Origin of the sequence: Novosphingobium sp. IK01, assembly GCF_033242265.1 — a bacterium.
Taxonomy (GTDB): domain Bacteria; phylum Pseudomonadota; class Alphaproteobacteria; order Sphingomonadales; family Sphingomonadaceae; genus Novosphingobium; species Novosphingobium pituita.
Window position 1 is genome coordinate 3,202,229 of sequence record NZ_BTFW01000001.1, and the last position, 18,201, is coordinate 3,220,429.

Here is an 18,201-nt window from a genome sequence, read left to right on the forward strand (position 1 = left end):
GGGCGGAACGGGCCGATACCGCGGGTCAGGCCGCGATCTTGAGCGTCACGTCGATATTGCCGCGCGTCGCGTTGCTGTAGGGGCAGGTCGCGTGGGCGCGGTCGACCAGATCCTGGGCCGCCGCCGGATCGACGCCGGGGAGGTGGATGGTCAGGATCACGGCCAGTCCGAAGCCGCCTTCATCGCGCGTGCCGATCGAGACCGCAGAATCAATCGCGACATCGGCGGGAACGCGCGGCAGCGCCTTGTCCTGCCCGGCGACGAACTTGAGTGCGCCGATGAAGCACGCGGCATAGCCTGCGGCAAACAGCTGTTCGGGATTGTTGCCCGCGCCATTGCCGCCCAGTTCGGGGGGCGTGGCCAGCGTGATCGCAAGGTCGCTGCCCGCGATAGTGGCGCGGCCGTCGCGGCCACCGGTGGCATGGGCATGGGCGGTGTAGAGGGGCTTGATGGTCATGGAACTATCCTTTCCTGCATTAATATCGATAACGATTAAATCGCATGCGATCTAATTGGAGCTGAGCAGGCCCGGAGTCAAGACCTTGCGATTGGATCGTGTGCGATTTATCTCGTGCGTCATGGACGAGACCCTTCCGACCCAAGCAGGAGAGCCCGCGATGCCGGCCTCTCCCACCGGCCCGATTCTGGCGGCCCATCTGGCCCAAACCGGCGAGCGGCTCGCGCCGGGCACGGCAGGGCGGCCTTTTTCCAACATGTTGTGCTTTTCGGTCTATGCGGCCCAGCTCGCGTTCAACCGCCTCTACAAGCAGATCCTGGCCCCGCACGGGCTGACCTATCTGCAATATCTGGTGCTGGTCGCGCTGGCCGAGGCGCAGGAACGCGGTGTCGACCGGACGGTGGGCGAACTGGGCGAGGCGCTGTTTCTCGAATCGAACACGCTGACCCCGCTGCTCAAGCGGATGGAAGCCGCCGGACTGGTCGCCCGTCGGCGCGATCCGCGCGACGAGCGGGTCGTGCGCGTAACCCTGGCCGAGGCGGGGGCAGGGCTGGTCCGGGCGGTCGATTGCGTGCCGCTCGATGTTCTGGCGGCCATCGACATGCCGGTCGAGGGACTGGTGAAGATGAAGGACGAACTGGACCGCCTGTCGGCCGAACTGCGCGAGGCGGGCGCCTGATACCACGAAAAAAAGGCCGCCCCCGGATGAGGACGGCCTTTCATGCCTGTGGTGTGCAGGCTGGGCGGGCTCAGGCGGGAATGCCGCTGATGGCCTTCACTTCCATGAAATCGCGCAGGCCATAGAGCCCGCCTTCGCGGCCATTGCCCGATTGCTTGTAGCCGCCGAACGGGGCGCCCGGCATGGGGCCCCAGCCATTGACCGCGACCATCCCGGCACGCAGCGCGGGCACGATTTTGGCTGCCTGCGCCGGATCGCCGGTGATGCAGGCCGAAAGGCCATAGGGGGTATCGTTGGCGATGGCGATGGCTTCATCAAGGGTATCGTAGGGAATGATCGTGGCGACAGGGCCGAAGATCTCTTCCTGGGCGATGCGCATCGCAGGGGTGACATCGGAAAACAGCGTGGGCGCGATGTAGTAGCCCCGGTTGACTTCGGCGGGCAGGTCCACGCCGCCGCATTCCAGGCGGGCGCCTTCGTCGATGGCCGACTGGATCAGGGCGCGGATCTTCTCGTGCTGGGCCTTGTTGACGACCGGGCCGAGGTGATCGCCTTCCTGAAGCGGATCGCCGACTTTGGCGGCGGTGTACATCGCCTTGACCACGGCGACGGCTTCGTCCTGCCGGGCGCGGGGCACGAGGATGCGGGTGGGCGAAATGCAGCTCTGGCCGGTGTTGACCAGCGGGCCCGAGGCCGTGGCGGGCAGTTGTGCGGCGAAATCGGCGTCGGGCAGGACGAGGTTGGGCGACTTGCCGCCCAGTTCCTGATGGACGCGCTTGACCGTGTCGGCAGCCGCCTTCGCCACGAGAATCCCGGCGCGGGTCGAGCCGGTGAAGCTCACCATGTCGATGCCCGGATGGCTGCTGATCGCGGTGCCCACGCCGGGGCCATCGCCCTGAACGAGGTTGAACACGCCCGCCGGAACGCCCGCATCGTGCATGATCTCGGCAAAGATCGCGGCATTGCCGGGGCATTCTTCCGAAGGCTTGAGGATCATCGTGTTGCCTGCGGCAATCGCCGGGGCGACCTTGAGCGCGATCTGGTTGAGCGGCCAGTTCCACGGGGTGATCAGGCCGATGACGCCGACCGGCTCGTGGGCGACCTGATAGGTGCCGTAATCCTCGACGAATTCGAATTTGGCCAGGGCCTTCATCGTGCCGATAAAGCCCCCGAGGCCGCCGCCCACTTGCGCGGTTCCGGCAAAGCTGACGGGCGCGCCCATTTCCTCGGCCATGGCGCGGGCCAGATCGGGAATGCGCTTCTTGTATTGGGCGACGATGGCTTCGAGCAGGGCGAGGCGTTCCTCGCGCGTGGTCTGGCTGAACGTGGCGAAGGCGCGGGTGGCAGCATCCACGGCGCGATCGACGTCGGCGCTCGTGCCCAGCGTGATGACCGCGCAGGCCTCTTCGGTGGCCGGGTTGATCACCTCGTGGCGGCGACCGCCCAGGCTATCGACCCATTGGCCGTCGATATAGTGTTGCAGGCTCTCGCGCATCGCGCTCACTCCGATTGGGAAAGTTAGGTTGGCTAACTTTTTATGGGCGGGGTGCGACAATGGCAAGACGGGTCGTGAAATGCAACGGATCGGCGGCAGGGGAGGGCACATGCCCTCTCCCTGCGGCTCGTTGAGGGGCGGCCAGTGGGGCTGGTTCGAGCGAATCAGACCACCCTGCGGCCGGTGAACAGTTGCACCAGTCCGACGATGAGGGCGAGGACCAGCAGGATGTGAATGAGCCCCGCCGTCACCTTGAACGCGAAAACGCCAAGTGCCCACAGGACAAGCAGAACAAGAGCGATAGTCAAGAGCATGAAAAATCTCCCCAGACAGGTTGCCCGCACCGGACAGAATGCCTCTGATGACGGGTTTACGCCGCAGCAAGAATGGTATGTGGCGCTTGTTGTGTCAGGAAAACTGTGGGGCCGCCGTGCGGTTCCCTGCCTTCGGATTGTTCGTGCCGAAGGTGCTGTGGAAGGTCATTTCTTGAACCGATATGGCAAATATCAGTTTGATAACCATTTCTTGGTAATCTCCCGTCACTCTCGGCCAGAAAAAGACGGTGGCATGGGCTGCCTGTCGGCCAGGAGAGTTCGTGTTGAGCGAAGAACAGCGCACGAGCTGGATCATCGGCGCCACTTTTGCGGCGCTGCTGGCGCTTTCGGCGGCGCTGCTGGCCGCATTCAGTCATTCGATCCACGTGGCCGATGCCTTTACCCGCAAGGAAGAGCAGGTCATGGTTTCGCGCTATCTGGAAGGCCGGATGCGCGGGCTGATCGTGGCCCAGACGGGGCTGTTGATCTGGGATGAAACCATGCGCCGGGCCGTGCTGGGGCGGGATCTGGCGTGGATGGACCGGGAACTGGGGAGCTTCCCCTGGACCAACCAGCGCGCGCAGGAATCGATGCTGGTTCATGCTGACGGAAAGCTGGTCCGGGCCTGGCGTTTCGGCCGGTTCGCGCCGGACTATAATTATGGCGCGCTGCGCTGGCAGGTCGAGGCGGTTCTGGCGGCGGCGCGCCGCAATCACCGTTTGACCGGAAAGCTCGGCCAGTTCCGGCAACTCGATGATACGCTCTGGCCGATGGCGTCGAGTGGGGCACCGCTCTCGCGCTGGGCGGGCACGATCATCTGGCGGGGCGGCTGCCCGTTCCTGATCACGGCGGCGGCCATCGTGCCTGACCAGACTTACGCGCTGCTGACCCGCGAGCCCGACTATTTCATCACCGTGCGAATGATCGATCGCACCATATTGCGCGGGGTGGGGGCAGACCTGTTGCTTCCCGATTTTCGCTTCGCAGCGGCCCTGCCGCGCAGCGGGACGGTCAACAGCATACCGGCCCACAGCGCCGATGGCACGCCGGTCGGCTTCTTCCTGTGGACCCCGCAATTGCCCGGCCCCTCCATCTGGCGGGGGACCGCGCCACTGCTGGTGGCCTATATCCTGTTGTTCCTGCTGGCGCTGGGGGGCGGAACGCTGATCGTCCGGCGGATGTGGCGCACCACGCGCGAACTTGTCGAGAGCGAGGCGCAGGCGCAGTATAACGCCCTCCACGATGCGTTGTCGGGGCTGGCCAATCGTCTCCATTTCGTCGAGCGCCTCAAGGCCGAACTGGCAGTTCTGGTCGAAGAGGGCGGGGAAGACGACGTTTTCGTGGCCTATATCGATCTCGATGCCTTCAAGACCGTCAACGACACGATGGGCCACCATGTCGGCGATGAACTGGTCAAGCAGGTGGCCCGGCGACTGAGCGGACGGCTGCCGGAAAGCGACCTGATTGCGCGGCTGGGCGGCGACGAATTCGTCGTGCTACGGCGGGCGAGCGGCGGGCAGGGAGCGGCCAATGCCCTGGGACGCCAGATCATCGGGCTCATGGCCGAGCCGTTCATCATCGCCGGGCACAGTCTGGGGGTGACCTGTTCGTGCGGGATCAGCTGGGGGCCTGCCCAGACCGACGATCCGGGGGAATTGCTGCGGCGGGCCGACATCGCGCTCTATCGGGCCAAGCAGGGCGGGCGGGCCCATTTCCGCAGCTATACGACCGGGATGGACGCCAGCGAACAGATGCAGCGCGAGCTGGAACTCGACTTGCGCCGCGCTCTGGCCGCCAATGAACTGGACGCCTGTTTCCAGCCCATCGTCGACCTCGCCACGCGGCGGATATCGGGCTTCGAGGCCTTGCTGCGCTGGCCGCATCCCCGGCGCGGGGCGATCAGTCCGGGGGTGTTCGTACCGATTGCCGAGCAGTCGGGCCTGATGGTGCCGCTGGGTACGTGGATGATGCGGCGGGTCTTCACCCAGTGTCGCGACTGGCCCGCTTGCGACATCTCGATCAACCTTTCGCCGTTGCAGATCATGGCCCAGGGCTTCGTCGAAACGATAGCCGGGCTGGTGGACGAGACCGGCATCGACCCGCATCGGGTGATCCTCGAAGTGACCGAAGGGGTCATGCTCGACCGCAGCGAGCATGTCGCGCATTTGCTGCGCACCTTGCAGAGCATGGGGTTCCGCATCGCGCTCGATGATTTCGGGATCGGCTATTCCTCGCTCAGCTATCTGCGTGCGTTCCAGTTCGACCGGATCAAGATCGACCGTTCGTTCGTCCAGAACATCGAGACCGATCGTGATGCCCAGTCGATCCTGAGCGCGATTGCCTCGCTGGGGCATATCCTGCGCATGAAAGTCGTGGCCGAGGGGGTGGAGACCGAGAGCCAGCGCCGTCTGGTGCATATGGCCGGGTGCGAGATGGTGCAGGGCCATCTGTTCTGGCCGGCCTTGCCTGCCCCGACCAGGCGCGCGCGCTGCTCGATCAGGACAGCGACGTGACCGTCATCAGCCGCCAGATTCGCCACGCGATGTGAACCCGCCGCCTTCCTTGGCGCGGGTGAAGCCGGGCTGTTTCAGGCCATCAAAACCACAAGAGAGCGCAAAAGGTGCAGACACAAAAAAGGCCGCCTGATGGAGGCGGCCCGTTCCGTTCGTGCATGCTCGCAAGCGGTAAAACCCGTTGAAAGGTCTCAGCCTTCCGCCTTGTCGGTGGCCAGATCAGCCGAGGCGGTTTCGGTGTGGGGATAGATGAAGCCGAAAGCGGGCGAGGGGCGCATGCCGAGCGAATGGGTCGGACCGTACCACACGCGCACTTCGCTCCAGTCGCCTTCGGGCGAGACGTCGACCGCCATGACGCCGCGTTCGACCATGCCGGGGCGCGACCAGTTGGCGTGGTCGAGCATCACATGGCGGGCATCGACCACCTTGCTGACCACGGCGACGTGGCCATAGGGCATCGCGTGCGAGGCGCGGAACGCCAGGACGGCGCCAGCCTTGGGCGCCTGACCGCGGGCATAGCTGCCTTCCGCATTGCCCCACCAGTCGCGCGCATTGCCCGAAAGCTGCACGTCCGAGACCTGGCGTGCATAAGTCACGCACTGAAGGCGGGCCTGGGCCACATCGGGCAGGGCGGCGATCGAGAGGAGGGCGAGCAGGGCGGCAAGGGCGGTGCGAAGCATGGCCCTACCTTAGGGATTGTGCCCGATTGTGGAACCGCCCGGTTCCACGCTTCACCGTGTGCGACAAACCGTTTGCCCCGCGACCGGGCGGTCTGTGGATAATTTGCCGTGATGCAGCATTGTCGCAGCAGCGCGTGCAGCATGGCGTACCGGGCCCCAAAGAAAAACGCCCGGACCGCAAGGGTCCGGGCGTCGTTTCCATGCCGCCTTGCAGCGCACCCACGCAAAGTGGGGACGCCGCCGGGCAGCTCCCGATCAGGAGCTGTAGTACATGTCGAATTCAACGGCCGAAGGCGTCGTTTCCCAACGGAACACTTCGGGCCACTTGAGTTCGATGTAGGCTTCGATCTGGTCCTTGGTGAACACGCCGCCATCGAGCAGGAAGTCGTGGTCAGCGGCCAGCGAGTCCAGCGCTTCACGGAGCGAACCGCACACGGTCGGCACCAGCGAGAGTTCGGCCGGGGGCAGATCGTAGAGGTTCTTGTCCATGGCTTCGCCCGGGTGGATCTTGTTCTTGATCCCGTCGAGGCCGGCCATGAGCAGGGCAGCGTAAGCGAGGTAGGGGTTGGCCATCGCGTCGGGGAAGCGGAATTCCACGCGCTTGGCCTTGGTGCCTGCACCATAGGGGATGCGGCACGAAGCCGAACGGTTGCGGGCCGAGTAGGCCAGCAGCACGGGGGCTTCATAGCCCGGCACCAGGCGCTTGTAGCTGTTGGTGGTCGGGTTGGTGAAGGCGTTCAGGGCCTTGGCGTGCTTGATCACACCGCCGATGAAGTACAGGCACATGTCCGACAGACCGGCATAGCCGTTGCCGGCGAACAGGGGCTTGCCTTCCGACCAGATCGACATGTGGGTGTGCATGCCCGAGCCGTTGTCCTTCATGATCGGCTTGGGCATGAAGGTTGCGGTCTTGCCATAGGCCTGCGCGACCTGCTGCACGACGTACTTGTAGATCTGCATGCGGTCGGCCGTCTGCACCAGGGTGCCGAAGGTCAGGCCCAGTTCGTGCTGCGCGGCGGCCACTTCGTGGTGGTGCTTGTCGCAGGGCAGGCCCATTTCGAGCATGGTCGAAACCATTTCGCCGCGGATGTCGACGCAGCTGTCGACCGGAGCGACGGGGAAGTAGCCACCCTTGACGCGCGGACGGTGCGCCAGGTTGCCGGCTTCGTATTCCTTGTTCGAGTTGGTCGGCAGCTCGATGTCGTCGATCTTGAAGCCGTTGCCATCGTAGCCGTCATAGAACTTGACGTCGTCGAACAGGAAGAATTCCGCTTCCGGGCCGACGTAGATGGTGTCGCCGATGCCGGTCGACTTGAGGAAGGCTTCGGCGCGCTTGGCGGTCGAGCGCGGGTCGCGGGCGTAGAGTTCGCCGGTCGAGGGCTCGACGATGTCGCAGTTGATGATCAGCATCGGGGTCGCCGAGAACGGATCGACATAGACCGAGTCGAGGTCGGGCTTGAGGATCATGTCCGACTCGTTGATGGCCTTCCAGCCTTCGATCGACGAACCGTCGAACATCAGGCCGTCTTCCAGCTCGTCTTCGCCCAGGACCGACGACACCATGGTGAGGTGCTGCCACTTGCCCTTGGGGTCGGTGAAGCGGAGATCAACCCACTCGATTTCCTCTTCCTTGATACGGGCGAGGATGTCCTTTGCACTTGCCATCGCTGGTCCTTACTGTTGTTCCGGAATATCTGTCCGGGCTTTCAGGGGTGGTATGGAATTGGAGGCCGCCCGTCCCAAGGCCACCCCCGCTTGTATGCCGCATGCCGGGCATGCCCTTGCGCAGGCAGGGCCCGGTCATGCGGCCTGAACTGGTTCAGATCGCGTCGTTGTCGCGTTCGCCGGTGCGGATGCGCAGGGCGCTTTCGATGGGGATCACGAAGATCTTGCCATCGCCGATGCGGCCGGTCTGCGCGGCGGCGGCCACGGCTTCGACCACGCGGTCGACGAGGGCGTCGCCCACGACGACCTCAAGCTTCACCTTGGGCAGGAAGTCGACGACATATTCGGCGCCGCGATAGAGTTCGGTGTGGCCTTTCTGGCGGCCGAAACCCTTGGCTTCGGTGACGGTGATGCCCGAGACGCCGATTTCGTGCAGCGCTTCCTTCACTTCGTCGAGCTTGAAAGGTTTGATGATCGCTTCGATCTTCTTCACCGGCTTTAGACCCCTGCACTTGATGCCGCGCCGTGCCTTGCGAAGGAGGCGACGGGCTTCCCTGTGTCACCGGGTGCGATCCTGATCTGAATCGCACCACTGTTCAATCCATTGCCCTAGGCCATCGCAGGCTCGGACGAAAGACCGAAATGCATGCCCCAAGAAAGATTGCAACCCAACAACGAATAAAATCATGCAGGTTGTTGCGTCGGGGTGATGGAATAATGCTCAAATATAAGGCAGGGCTGCCTATATTTTAAGCATTCCCGACGCAAAAGCCTGTTCGGGGCCTGTACGGGGGCAGGTCAGACCGCGTAGGGCGGCTTGTGGAGGCCCTTGGGGCTGGTCGTGAAGATTTCGCAGCCGTCTTCGGTGATGCCGATCGAATGCTCGAACTGGGCCGAGAGCGAGCGGTCGCGGGTGACTGCCGTCCAGCCATCGTCGAGGATCTTCACCGCCGGCTTGCCCAGGTTGATCATCGGCTCGATCGTGAAGAACATGCCGGGGCGCAGTTCGGGGCCGGTGCCCGCACGGCCGGCGTGGATCACCTCGGGCGCATCGTGGAACAGGCGGCCCAGGCCATGGCCGCAGAAATCGCGCACCACGCCATAGCGCTGGCGTTCGGCATGGGCCTGGATCGCCGCGCCGATGTCGCCCAGCCGCGCGCCGGGGCGGGCCTGCTCGATGCCGATCATCAGGCATTCATAGGTCACGTCGACGAGGCGGCGGGCCTTGAGCGGAACATCGCCGACCAGATACATGCGGCTGGAATCGCCGTGCCAGCCATCGAGCAGCGGAGTCACGTCGATATTGACGATATCGCCGTCCTTGAAGGTCTTTTCCGATGGGATGCCGTGGCACACGACATGGTTGATCGAGATGCAGCACGAATGGGCATAGCCGCGATAGCCGAGCGTGGCGGGCACCGCCCCGGCGTCGAGCGTCATCTGGCGCACGACATCGTCGATGGCGGCGGTCGTTACGCCGGGCTGTACCAGCGGGGCCAGCGCGTCGAGGATCTCGGCGGCGAGGCACCCGGCCTTGCGCATGCCCGCAAAGCCTGCGGGGCCATGAAGCTTGATCGTCCCGTCGCGCAGGACGGTCTCGGTGTCGTCAACGGTCACATAGTCGGTCATGGACCCCAGATAGCGTGCTTGCGCGCCGATTGCGAGGATCACCCGCCCGATTTGCGTATCGGCGTGAAGGAATTGCGCCATTGCGGCTTCACGCTGGCCAGCAGCGCGGGGGTGACGGGCAGGGCGATTTCATAAGTGCCCTCGGCATAAGGGCCGGCTTCGTAGGGCGCGATCAGCACGACGAGGTGGTTGAAACCGGCGCTGCTGTCGGCGCGCAGCGCGAGGGTCTGGGCGAGCGGATCGGGGCAGGTGTCAAATTCGCTCATGTCCATCGAAGGTTGCGAGAGCGAGGCCTGCCCTCCGCGCTTGTGGGCGCGCTGGGCCTGGAGCTCGGCGCAGAACGGCGTGTGGATCGCGGTGGCGAGCGCGGCGGGCGTGGTGAACAGGTCGATCGTCTTGCGACGCTGCCCGGCGGCCTTGTCCCACAGCGTGGCGGCATAGGCATAGTTGGGGTGGGCGCCGCCGCTGTCGATGCCGATCAGGGCGGTCAGGCTCAGCCAGCCGGGCGTGTCGGCCAGGACCTGCCATTCCTGCCACCGGCCCAGCGGGTGGAACGGATATTCCCCGCGCGCGGCATCGGCCTTGGCGCTGGCGGATTCGGCGACGAGATGGCGGCGTGCGGTCGCTTCGTCGGCGGCGAGCCAGGCGCGCAAGGGCGGCACGGCGTCGGGCGCGGCGGGCCAGCCATATTCGAACGAATAGGTGTCGGTGTCGATCTTGGTCGCGTGGGCGAGCGGGGTTTTGGATGTGCTTTCCGGGGAGGGGGGGGGCGGGCTGGCGGTGGCCGTTGGCGCTTCCGTGCCGGGGGCCGCCCCGGTGGAGGCGGGGGTGGAGGGAGAGGCCGGGGGGGCGGACGGCGCATGGGGCGAGCAGGCGGCCAGAAACAGGGGGGCCAGAATCAGGGCCGGAATCAGGGACGGCAGAACCGAAATCGACGGCAATCGGGCAATTCGTGCCATGACGGGCAAAATCCTCTCGCTCTTGGCGCCATGCTGCGGCAAGGTCGTGCGCACGATGACCGATACCAACGCGTTGATCCAGCCCGATCGCGACCAGCAGGCGATCCCCCTCCACATCGTCGACAAGGCCTGTCTGCCGCAATGGCTGGACGGGCACGACAAGGGCGTCCGCGCGATGCTCGCGGCGCAGAAGTTCGAGGGCGGGGCGGGCGAGGTCGCCTTTCTGCCCTATCACGAAGGCTGGGACGAGGAATGGCAGGCGGTGGTTGGCGTGGCCGACCGGACGCAGCTTTCGACATGGTGTCTGGCACGGGCCGCCCAGACTTTGCCCGGCGGCACCTATCGCCCGGTTGGCCTCGGGGAGGGCTGCGTCCCGGCCTTTTACGGCTGGATGAGCGCGCAGTATCGCTTTGACCGCTACCGCACCGCGCCTGCCCGCGAGGAAGCCCCGCGCGTGCTGCTCACCCATCACGTCGATGCCCTGCCGCTGGCGCTGGCCGAGGCGGCGGCGGTTGCCATGGTGCGCGATCTCGTCAACACGCCTGCCGAAGACATGGGCCCCGCCGCGCTCGAGGCCGAGGCCCGCGCGCTGGCCAAGGCCCATCAGGCCACGCTCCATGTCCACAGTGGCGAGGCGCTCGAACGCGAGTTTCCGATGGTTCATGCCGTGGGGCGGGCCGCTGCGCGATCCCATGCGCCGCGCCTGATCGAACTGGAATGGGGCGACCCGGCCCATCCGCGTCTGGCGGTGGTGGGCAAGGGGGTCTGCTTCGATTCGGGCGGGCTCGACATCAAGCCGGCCTCGGGCATGGCGCTGATGAAGAAGGACATGGGCGGGGCGGCCCATGCCCTCGCGCTGGCTGGGCTCATCATGGGGCAGGGCCTGCCCGTGCGGCTGCACCTGCTGATCCCGGCGGTCGAGAACGCGGTTTCGGGCAATGCCTTCCGCCCCGGCGACATCCTGCGTTCGCGGCAAGGGTTGAGCGTGGAAGTAACCAATACCGACGCGGAAGGGCGCCTCGTGCTGGGCGACGCGCTGAGCCGGGCGAGCGAGGAGAATCCGGCGCTGGTGATCGATTTCGCCACGCTGACGGGCGCGGCGCGCGTGGCGCTCGGCCCCGATCTGCCCGCGATGTTCGCGCGCGAGGATGCGACCGCGCAGGCCGTGCTCGATGCCGGGCTTGCCTGTGCCGATCCGTGCTGGCGCCTGCCGCTCCACGATGGCTATCGCGAATGGCTCAAGTCCGACGTGGCCGATCTGCAAAATTCGCCCAGCAACGGCTTTGCCGGATCGAGCGTGGCCGCGCTGTTTCTCGACCGCTTTGTCGGCGCGGGGATCGACTGGCTCCATTTCGACACTTTCGCCTGGCGCCCGGTGGCGATGCCGGGGCGTCCGAAGGGGGGCGAGGCGCTGGGCTTGCGGGCGGCATGGGGGCTTGTTTCGGCGCGTTTTGGGGCAAGCTGAGCGGGCGAAATACGCGCAAACCTTGAATCGCGGGGGAAGGACGGCTAAGCGCGCGCCTTTGCGATTTTCGGGAAACCCGCTCTTGTCCGCCCAATCCGATTCTGTCCTTGTCGTGTCTCCGGCTTTTGCGCCCGAAGGCGAACTTGCCCTGTCTGGTCCTTCGGTCAAGATCGATGCGCTGCACCTGCCGGTGCGGGGTGATCTGGCCCATGTGCGTCTGGCAGGCCGCGTCTTCGTGCCGCACTATGCCGTGCCGATGGAGCACCGGGTCAAGGCGGCGACTGCCTTGCGCAAGGCGGGCCGCGCCGATGGCGAGGTTCTGGCCGATCTGCCGGGCGGCGCGCTGTTTGCCGTGCTCGACATCGCGGGGGCCTGGGCCTGGGGCCAGTTGGGCGCGGCGGACGAGGATGGCGGTCTGGTCGGGTATGTCGCGCTCGATGCGCTCGAGCCGGTCGGGCTGGAGAAGGCGGCATGAGCACGCGGGTCTTCATCGATGGCGCGGTCGGGACGACCGGGCTTGAAATCGCCGAGCGGCTGGCCGGTCGCGGCGAGTTTTCGCTGATCACCCTCGAGGAGGCCCGCCGCAAGGACGATGGCGCCCGTGCCGAGGCGATCAATGCCGCCGACGTGGTGATCCTGTGCCTGCCCGACGCCGCCGCGCGCGCCGCCGTGGCGATGATCGCCAACGACACGACCCGCGTGATCGACGCCTCGACCGCGCACCGCGTCGCGCCGGGCTGGACCTATGGCTTCCCCGAGGTGATCGGGCACGAGACGGTGGCCAATGCCCGCTTCGTGGCCAATCCCGGCTGCTATCCGACCGGCTTCATCGCGCTGGTCGCCCCCCTCGTGCGCGCGGGGCTGCTGCCGGCGGACTGGCCCTATGTGGTCCATGCGGTGTCGGGCTATTCGGGCGGCGGCAAGGCGCTGATCGCGCGCTTTGAAGACGATACCGACATTGCCTGGCGCGGCTATGGCCTGGCCTTTGGCCACAAGCATGTGCCCGAGATGAAGGCCTATGCGGGGCTTTCCGTGGCGCCGCTGTTCAGCCCGGCGGTCGTGCCTGCGCTGCGCGGGATGGTTGTCGAGGTGCCGCTTTCGCTCGAAGCCCTGCCCGGTGTGGGCATTGGCAAGGGCGAGGCGCTCTACGATGCGCTGGCCGCCTCCTATGCGGGCAGCCCGATCGTCAGCGTGAGCCTGGGCGCTCCGGCGGAAGGCGAGATCCTGATGCGCCGCAGCACGGGCAGCTGGGATGGCCTCGCGCTCAGCGTGATCCCGAGCGCGGACGGCACGCAGGCGCGCCTCGTCGCGCGGCTCGACAATCTGGGCAAGGGCGCGAGCGGGGCTGCCGTGCAGTCGCTCAACCTCATGGCCGGGCTTCCCGAGACGGCGGGGCTTTCGCTCTGACCGGCTGAAGGGCCTCACAGGCAACAAAAAACGCGCCGGGTGCAAAACCCGGCGCGTTTTTTTGTGCCCGTCCGGGCCCGAAAGATCAGTCTTCGGGCGCGATCGTGACCTTCATGCCATCGATGACCGGGACCTGGCAGGCCAGGCGCGAGGCGTCGGTGCGGTTGTCCGAGCTGTCGAGCAGGTCGTTTTCGTCGGCGCTCATTTCGGGCAGCCCGCTGACCGAGGTGGGGTCGATATAGACGTGGCAGGTCGCGCACGAGCAGCAGCCGCCGCACAGCGCCAGAAGTTCGTCGAAGCCGTTATCGCGAATGGCTTCCATCACGGTCAGGCCGGTGTCGGCCTCGATGGACTTTTCGGCACCTGCACGATCGACGACAACAAGGCTCGGCATTTTGGAAACTCCTCATGGGGGCAGGATTGGTAGTCTCTATTCGCCCGACCGTCCGGCTGCTAATGCCCGCGCCAAGTGTTGGCAAGTGCGAAGGGAAGCGGGACGGCCATGGGACTTTCGGTTGCGGCGATCCGGGCCGGGCTCGACCATGTGGCGGGCCTCAGCCCCCGGATTGCGGGCGCTTTGGCGCAAGTGGGCTATCCCGAACCGCGCGTGCGGGCGACCGGTTATCGCACGCTGCTGCGCACCATCGTGGGCCAGCAGGTGAGCGTGGCCGCCGCCGCTTCGGTCTGGGCGCGGATGGAGGCGCTGCTGGGCGAGGACATCCTGCCCGAGGTGCTGCTCGCGGCTGATGCAGAAGCCCTGCGCGGTTGCGGCCTGTCGCGCCAGAAGCAGGGCTATGCCCGCTCGCTGTGCGAACTGGTCGCTTCGGGCGGGCTCGATCTGGCCGCGCTGCCGGCTGATGACGAGGAGGCGATCGCGCGGCTCGTCCAGATCAAGGGCATCGGGCGCTGGTCGGCGGAAATCTACCTGCTCTTTGCCGAAGGGCGCCCCGACATCTGGCCCGCCGGAGACCTGGCCGTGCAAGTGGGCATGGGCAAGATCCTGGGCCTGCCCGAACGCCCGAGCGAGCGCGAAACCCGCGCGATGGCCGAAGACTGGCGCCCGCATCGCGGTGCGCTCGCGTTGTTTACGTGGCATTGTTATGCCAATCCGGCGCTCTGATGGTCCAGTCATCTGATGGCCCGCTCATGATGCGCGCGCGCGCGATCTTCATCACCGGGGCGGCCTCGGGCATCGGGCGGGCGATCGCCTGCCACTTTGCCGCGCACGGGTGGTTCGTCGGGCTGGCCGACATTGATGAGGCAGGCATGGCGCAGACGGGGGCGATGCTCGGGCTGGCCCGCTGGTCGGCACACCGGCTCGACGTGCGCGATGCGCAAGGCTGGGATGCGGCGCTGGTGGCCTGTGCGGCGCAGGCGGGCGGTTCGCTCGATGTGGTCGCCAACAATGCCGGGGTGCCGCTGGGGGGCGATCTGGCCGATTGCAGCCCGGAGGAGATCGAGCGCATCGTTGCCATCAACCTGACCGGGGCCATTCTGGGCGCGCGGGCGGCCCATCGCTGGCTGGCGCAGGCGGGGGGAGGGGGCGGAACGCGTCCCTGCCTGCTCAACACCGCGAGCGCGGCGGCGCTCTATGGCACGCCGGGCACGTCGGTCTATGCGGCGACCAAGGCCGCCTTGCGCGCGCTGACCGAGGCGCTCGACGCCGAATGGGCCGCCGATGGGCCCGGCGGGCGCGGCATTGCCGTGCGCAGCCTGATGCCCGGTTTCATCGAGACCCCGCTGCTCGGGCATAGTCTGCATGAAGGCTCGGGCCACACGATCCGCGACGTGATCACCCGCGCCGGGCTGGAAATTACGCCGGTCGAGGTCGTGGCGCAGGCCGCGTGGCGCGCGGTCCACGGGGCACGGCTTCATGTGACCGTCGGGCCGACCGCGCGGGCGCTGGCTCTGGCCGCGCGCTGGGTGCCGGGGCTGGTGCGCAGGCGGGTGCGGCGCCGGGGCGAAACGGGGCGAGGCGAGGCGGCGCGGGATTGACCTTTGGGCTTGCTTGGCAGGGATGGGGCTTTGGCATAAGGCCGGTCTCATGGAACCGGTTTGTCTTGCCGCTCATGATCTTGCCTGCCGGCGCGGGGATCGCATCCTGTTTCGCGGGGTCTCGCTGCGGGTCGAGGCGGGCGGCGCGCTCCATCTGGCCGGGCCCAACGGTATCGGCAAGTCGAGCCTGATCCGCATTCTGGCCGGGCTCATGCGGCCTTATGCCGGGCATGTGACACGGCAGGGCGGGGTGGCGCTGATCGACGAGCGACTGGCGCTCGACGGGCACCAGCCGCTGGGCCGCGCGCTCGGTTTCTGGCGGGCGATCGACGGCACCCTGGCCGGTCAAGGCGATCCGTTCGGTCTGGAAGACCTGTTCGACGTGCCGGTGCGCTATCTCTCGACCGGGCAGAAGAAGCGCGCGGGGCTCGCCCGGCTGGCGGCCTCGGGCGCGCCGGTCTGGCTGCTCGACGAGCCGCTCAACGGCCTCGACACCGGCTGGGCCCTGCGCGCGCAGGAGGCCATCGAGGCTCACCGCGCGGGGGGCGGTCTGGTGGTCATCGCCTCGCACCAGCCGCTCGGACTGGCGGGGATCAGGACGCTGGTCATGGCCGATCATGTTCCGCCTCCGCACGAAGATGAAGAAGAAGAGGAAGACGCGGCATGATCGCGCGGCTCTGGCCGATTTTCCGGCGTGATCTGGTCCTGCTCGTGCGCGGGGCGCAGGGGCGCGGCGGGGCGGCGCTGCCCTTGCTGTTCTTTCTGGCCGTGGCGATGCTCTATCCGTTCGCGGTGGGCCCCGACGCGCGCTTGCTGGCGCGCACCGGGGCCGGGGTGATCTGGGTGGCCGCGCTGCTGGCCGCGATCCTGCCGCTCGACCGGCTGGTCGAACCCGATGTCGAGGCCGGGCTGTTCGACCAGTGGGCCTTGCGCGGCCTGTCGGAGGAAGCGCTGCTGCTCGTGCGGATATTGGCCCACTGGATCAGCTTTGGCGTGCCCCTGATGCTGGCCGCGCCGATTTCGGCGGGGCTGCTCTCGCTCGATGGCGGGCAACTGGCGATGGTCGAACTGGGGCTGCTGCTCGGCACGCCGGGGCTGGCGGCCATCGGGGTGACAATTGCGGCGCTGACGGCAGGTCTGCGCGCGGGGGCGGCGCTGGGCGGGCTGCTGGCCATTCCGCTGGCCGTGCCGCTGCTGATCTTCGGGGCCGGTTCGCTCCAGCCGGGGGGCGAGGGCGGGCTGGGCCTGCTGGCGGCATGCAGCCTCGTGGCCGTGGCGCTGGCGCCCTTTGCGGGCGGGGCGGCGCTGCGCGCGGGCCGCGAATAGCTTTAGCACCCCCAAGCGCAAGTAGGTTGCCGTTCGCGCCAAGGGGCCTTAACGCAAGCGTCATGACGGTTTCCGCGATCACGCCCGACAGCCTTTCCCTCATCGGCAATACCCCGCTCGTGCGCCTCAAGGGGCCCAGCGAGGCGGCGGGTGCCGACATCTTCGGCAAGTGCGAATTTGCCAATCCCGGCGCCTCGGTCAAGGACCGCGCGGCGCTGTGGATCGTGCGCGATGCCGAGGAACGCGGCGCGCTTCAGCCGGGCGGGACCATCGTCGAGGGAACCGCCGGGAACACCGGGATCGGTCTGGCGCTGGTCGCCAATGCGCTGGGCTACAAGAGCGTGATCGTCATGCCCGAGACCCAGTCGCGCGAGAAGATGGACACGCTGCGCGCGCTGCGCGCCGAACTCGTGCTCGTGCCGGCCGCGCCGTTTTCGAACCCCAACCACTTCGTCCACACCTCGCGCCGGATTGCCGAGGAAACGCCCGGCGCGGTCTGGGCCAACCAGTTCGACAACATCGCCAATCGCCGCGCCCATATCGAGAGCACGGCCCCCGAAATCTGGGCCCAGATGGAAGGCCGGATCGACGGCTTCATCTGTGCGGCGGGCACCGGCGGCACGATTGCGGGCACGGGCATGGGCCTCAAGGCCTTTGACGAAAAGATCACCGTGGGCCTTGCCGATCCGCACGGCGCGGCGCTCTACAACTATTACGCCCATGGCGAACTCAAGGCCGAGGGTTCCTCGGTCGCCGAAGGCATCGGGCAGGGCAGGATCACCGCCAACCTCGAAGGCGCGCCGATCGACACGCCGTTCCGCATCTCCGATCAGGAAGGCCTCTACTGGGTCGAGCGCCTGCTTGCCGAGGAAGGTCTGTGCCTGGGCCTGTCGAGCGGGATCAACGTGGCAGGCGCGGTGGCGCTGGCCAAGGCGCTCGGGCCGGGATCGCGGGTCGCCACGATCCTGTGCGACACGGGCTTCCGCTATCTCTCCTCGCTTTACAATCCGGCCTGGCTCAAGGCCAAGGGGCTCCCGGTGTTCCCCTGGCTTGAGCAATAAGCGCAATCGACTATAGTCGCGCGATGGCGCTTCTGGGTTTTCAACGTGATCGCAATCGTGGTGGCAAGGGCCCTGCGCTGCGCGGGCAGGGGGTAACCCCGGTGGAGCCCGTGCACCATGTGCGCCCTTCCTCGCGCGAGATGCGCGCCCAGGCGGTCCACCGCCTTCAGGTTGGCCTGTTCGGGCTGGGCGCCATCCTCCTGCTGATCAGCCTTGCCAACGTGATCATGGAGCGCGCGGAGCTGATCTCGCGCGCCGCGGCGCTCGACCCCACGGCCGAAGCCAGCGCCACCACGGAAACCGCCAACGACCCGCTGGTCGACATGGGGGTCGCGCCCGAACTGCCGGTCGGTGGCGGTTCGGCCCAGCAGCAGCAGCAGCCGCAGCCGCAGCAACCTTCCCAGCAGCAATAAAGGGCCTGCGTCCGCGCGCCTGCCGTCACCGGTTGGAGTCGGGGCGGCCTGTCTTCGCGCGACCATTGCTGTGCCAGATTGGCACAGCAGCGATTCTTATCGCGAATCATCCCGACAGGGCCGACCGACGCGGGAATGGGGCG

General features: G+C 66.9%; 21 protein-coding genes. 11 read left to right on the forward strand and 10 right to left on the reverse strand.

The features are described 5' to 3' along the window. Positions 1–25: 25 nt before the first annotated feature. Complete coding sequence (locus SBI20_RS14810; RefSeq protein WP_317975737.1) at positions 26–457, reverse strand: organic hydroperoxide resistance protein; 432 nt, start codon at positions 455–457, stop codon at positions 26–28. A gap of 160 nt (positions 458–617) precedes the next feature. Here SBI20_RS14810 and SBI20_RS14815 point away from each other — a divergent pair, with 160 nt between their 5' ends. Next, the gene (locus SBI20_RS14815) at positions 618–1,136 is read left to right on the forward strand and encodes a MarR family winged helix-turn-helix transcriptional regulator (RefSeq protein WP_411911532.1); all 519 of its coding nucleotides are present in this window, start codon (positions 618–620) and stop codon (positions 1,134–1,136) included. Between the two features lie 70 nt (positions 1,137–1,206). Here SBI20_RS14815 and SBI20_RS14820 read toward each other — a convergent pair whose 3' ends face one another. The 3 genes from SBI20_RS14820 to SBI20_RS14830 form a co-directional block, all read right to left on the reverse strand. Further along, entirely contained in the window at positions 1,207–2,631 is a 1,425-nt protein-coding gene (locus SBI20_RS14820; RefSeq protein WP_317975738.1) for an aldehyde dehydrogenase family protein, read from the reverse strand. 164 nt (positions 2,632–2,795) lie between these two features. Continuing rightward, a complete protein-coding gene (locus SBI20_RS14825; protein WP_317975739.1) occupies positions 2,796–2,945 on the reverse strand; it encodes a lmo0937 family membrane protein in 150 nt (49 codons plus the stop codon). A 94-nt stretch (positions 2,946–3,039) separates the two neighbouring features. Next, positions 3,040–3,261 (reverse strand): hypothetical protein, encoded by a 222-nt coding sequence (locus tag SBI20_RS14830; protein ID WP_317975740.1) that lies wholly within the window; start codon positions 3,259–3,261, stop codon positions 3,040–3,042. On the opposite strand from SBI20_RS14830, the gene SBI20_RS14835 reads away from it, so the two are divergent. After that, complete coding sequence (locus tag SBI20_RS14835; protein WP_317975741.1) at positions 3,230–5,458, forward strand: putative bifunctional diguanylate cyclase/phosphodiesterase; 2,229 nt, start codon at positions 3,230–3,232, stop codon at positions 5,456–5,458. The genes SBI20_RS14830 and SBI20_RS14835 overlap by 32 nt on opposite strands. A 191-nt stretch (positions 5,459–5,649) precedes the next feature. Here the strand turns inward: SBI20_RS14835 and SBI20_RS14840 are convergent, their stop codons facing one another. The 5 genes from SBI20_RS14840 to SBI20_RS14860 all read right to left on the reverse strand — a co-directional run bounded on the left by SBI20_RS14840 (position 5,650) and on the right by SBI20_RS14860 (position 10,391). Continuing rightward, a complete protein-coding gene (locus SBI20_RS14840; protein ID WP_317975742.1) occupies positions 5,650–6,138 on the reverse strand; it encodes a CHAP domain-containing protein in 489 nt (162 codons plus the stop codon). Positions 6,139–6,393: 255 nt separating this feature from the next. After that, positions 6,394–7,803: a type I glutamate--ammonia ligase gene (gene glnA / locus SBI20_RS14845; RefSeq protein WP_317975743.1), complete on the reverse strand. Its 1,410-nt coding sequence runs from the start codon at positions 7,801–7,803 to the stop codon at positions 6,394–6,396. A gap of 154 nt (positions 7,804–7,957) precedes the next feature. After that, a complete protein-coding gene (locus SBI20_RS14850; protein WP_317975744.1) occupies positions 7,958–8,296 on the reverse strand; it encodes a P-II family nitrogen regulator in 339 nt (112 codons plus the stop codon). A 305-nt stretch (positions 8,297–8,601) separates the two neighbouring features. After that, complete coding sequence (map, locus tag SBI20_RS14855; RefSeq protein WP_317976156.1) at positions 8,602–9,432, reverse strand: type I methionyl aminopeptidase; 831 nt, start codon at positions 9,430–9,432, stop codon at positions 8,602–8,604. A gap of 38 nt (positions 9,433–9,470) precedes the next feature. Further along, the gene (locus SBI20_RS14860) at positions 9,471–10,391 is read right to left on the reverse strand and encodes a hypothetical protein (protein ID WP_317975745.1); all 921 of its coding nucleotides are present in this window, start codon (positions 10,389–10,391) and stop codon (positions 9,471–9,473) included. A 55-nt stretch (positions 10,392–10,446) separates the two neighbouring features. Here SBI20_RS14860 and SBI20_RS14865 point away from each other — a divergent pair, with 55 nt between their 5' ends. The 3 genes from SBI20_RS14865 (at position 10,447) to argC (ending at position 13,263) form a co-directional block, all read left to right on the forward strand. Next, positions 10,447–11,856 carry a leucyl aminopeptidase family protein gene (locus SBI20_RS14865; protein ID WP_317976157.1) on the forward strand — a complete coding sequence of 470 codons (1,410 nt, stop codon included), beginning with the start codon at positions 10,447–10,449 and terminating at the stop codon, positions 11,854–11,856. 82 nt (positions 11,857–11,938) lie between these two features. Continuing rightward, the gene (locus tag SBI20_RS14870) at positions 11,939–12,331 is read left to right on the forward strand and encodes an SH3 domain-containing protein (RefSeq protein ID WP_317975746.1); all 393 of its coding nucleotides are present in this window, start codon (positions 11,939–11,941) and stop codon (positions 12,329–12,331) included. After that, a complete protein-coding gene (argC, locus tag SBI20_RS14875) occupies positions 12,328–13,263 on the forward strand; it encodes an N-acetyl-gamma-glutamyl-phosphate reductase (protein WP_317975747.1) in 936 nt (311 codons plus the stop codon). The genes SBI20_RS14870 and argC overlap by 4 nt, the downstream gene beginning before the upstream one ends. An 85-nt stretch (positions 13,264–13,348) precedes the next feature. Here argC and SBI20_RS14880 read toward each other — a convergent pair whose 3' ends face one another. After that, on the reverse strand, positions 13,349–13,657 hold the full coding sequence (locus SBI20_RS14880; RefSeq protein ID WP_317975748.1) for a 2Fe-2S iron-sulfur cluster-binding protein: 309 nt from the start codon (positions 13,655–13,657) through the stop codon (positions 13,349–13,351). Positions 13,658–13,765: 108 nt separating this feature from the next. Between SBI20_RS14880 and SBI20_RS14885 the strand changes: the two genes are divergently transcribed. The 6 genes from SBI20_RS14885 to SBI20_RS14910 all read left to right on the forward strand — a co-directional run bounded on the left by SBI20_RS14885 (position 13,766) and on the right by SBI20_RS14910 (position 18,058). After that, positions 13,766–14,383, forward strand: a complete 618-nt coding sequence (locus SBI20_RS14885) for a DNA-3-methyladenine glycosylase family protein (RefSeq protein WP_317975749.1) — start codon at positions 13,766–13,768, stop codon at positions 14,381–14,383. Next, on the forward strand, positions 14,383–15,258 hold the full coding sequence (locus SBI20_RS14890; protein ID WP_317975750.1) for an SDR family oxidoreductase: 876 nt from the start codon (positions 14,383–14,385) through the stop codon (positions 15,256–15,258). Before SBI20_RS14885 ends, SBI20_RS14890 begins: the two co-directional genes overlap by 1 nt. 49 nt (positions 15,259–15,307) lie before the next feature. After that, positions 15,308–15,925 carry a heme ABC exporter ATP-binding protein CcmA gene (gene ccmA / locus SBI20_RS14895; RefSeq protein ID WP_317975751.1) on the forward strand — a complete coding sequence of 206 codons (618 nt, stop codon included), beginning with the start codon at positions 15,308–15,310 and terminating at the stop codon, positions 15,923–15,925. Beyond that, positions 15,922–16,584 (forward strand): heme exporter protein CcmB, encoded by a 663-nt coding sequence (gene ccmB, locus SBI20_RS14900; RefSeq protein ID WP_317975752.1) that lies wholly within the window; start codon positions 15,922–15,924, stop codon positions 16,582–16,584. Before ccmA ends, ccmB begins: the two co-directional genes overlap by 4 nt. 62 nt (positions 16,585–16,646) lie before the next feature. Next, on the forward strand, positions 16,647–17,645 hold the full coding sequence (locus tag SBI20_RS14905) for a cysteine synthase A (RefSeq protein ID WP_317975753.1): 999 nt from the start codon (positions 16,647–16,649) through the stop codon (positions 17,643–17,645). 23 nt (positions 17,646–17,668) lie between these two features. Beyond that, the gene (locus SBI20_RS14910; RefSeq protein ID WP_317975754.1) at positions 17,669–18,058 is read left to right on the forward strand and encodes a hypothetical protein; all 390 of its coding nucleotides are present in this window, start codon (positions 17,669–17,671) and stop codon (positions 18,056–18,058) included. The last annotated feature ends 143 nt before the right edge of the window (positions 18,059–18,201 follow it).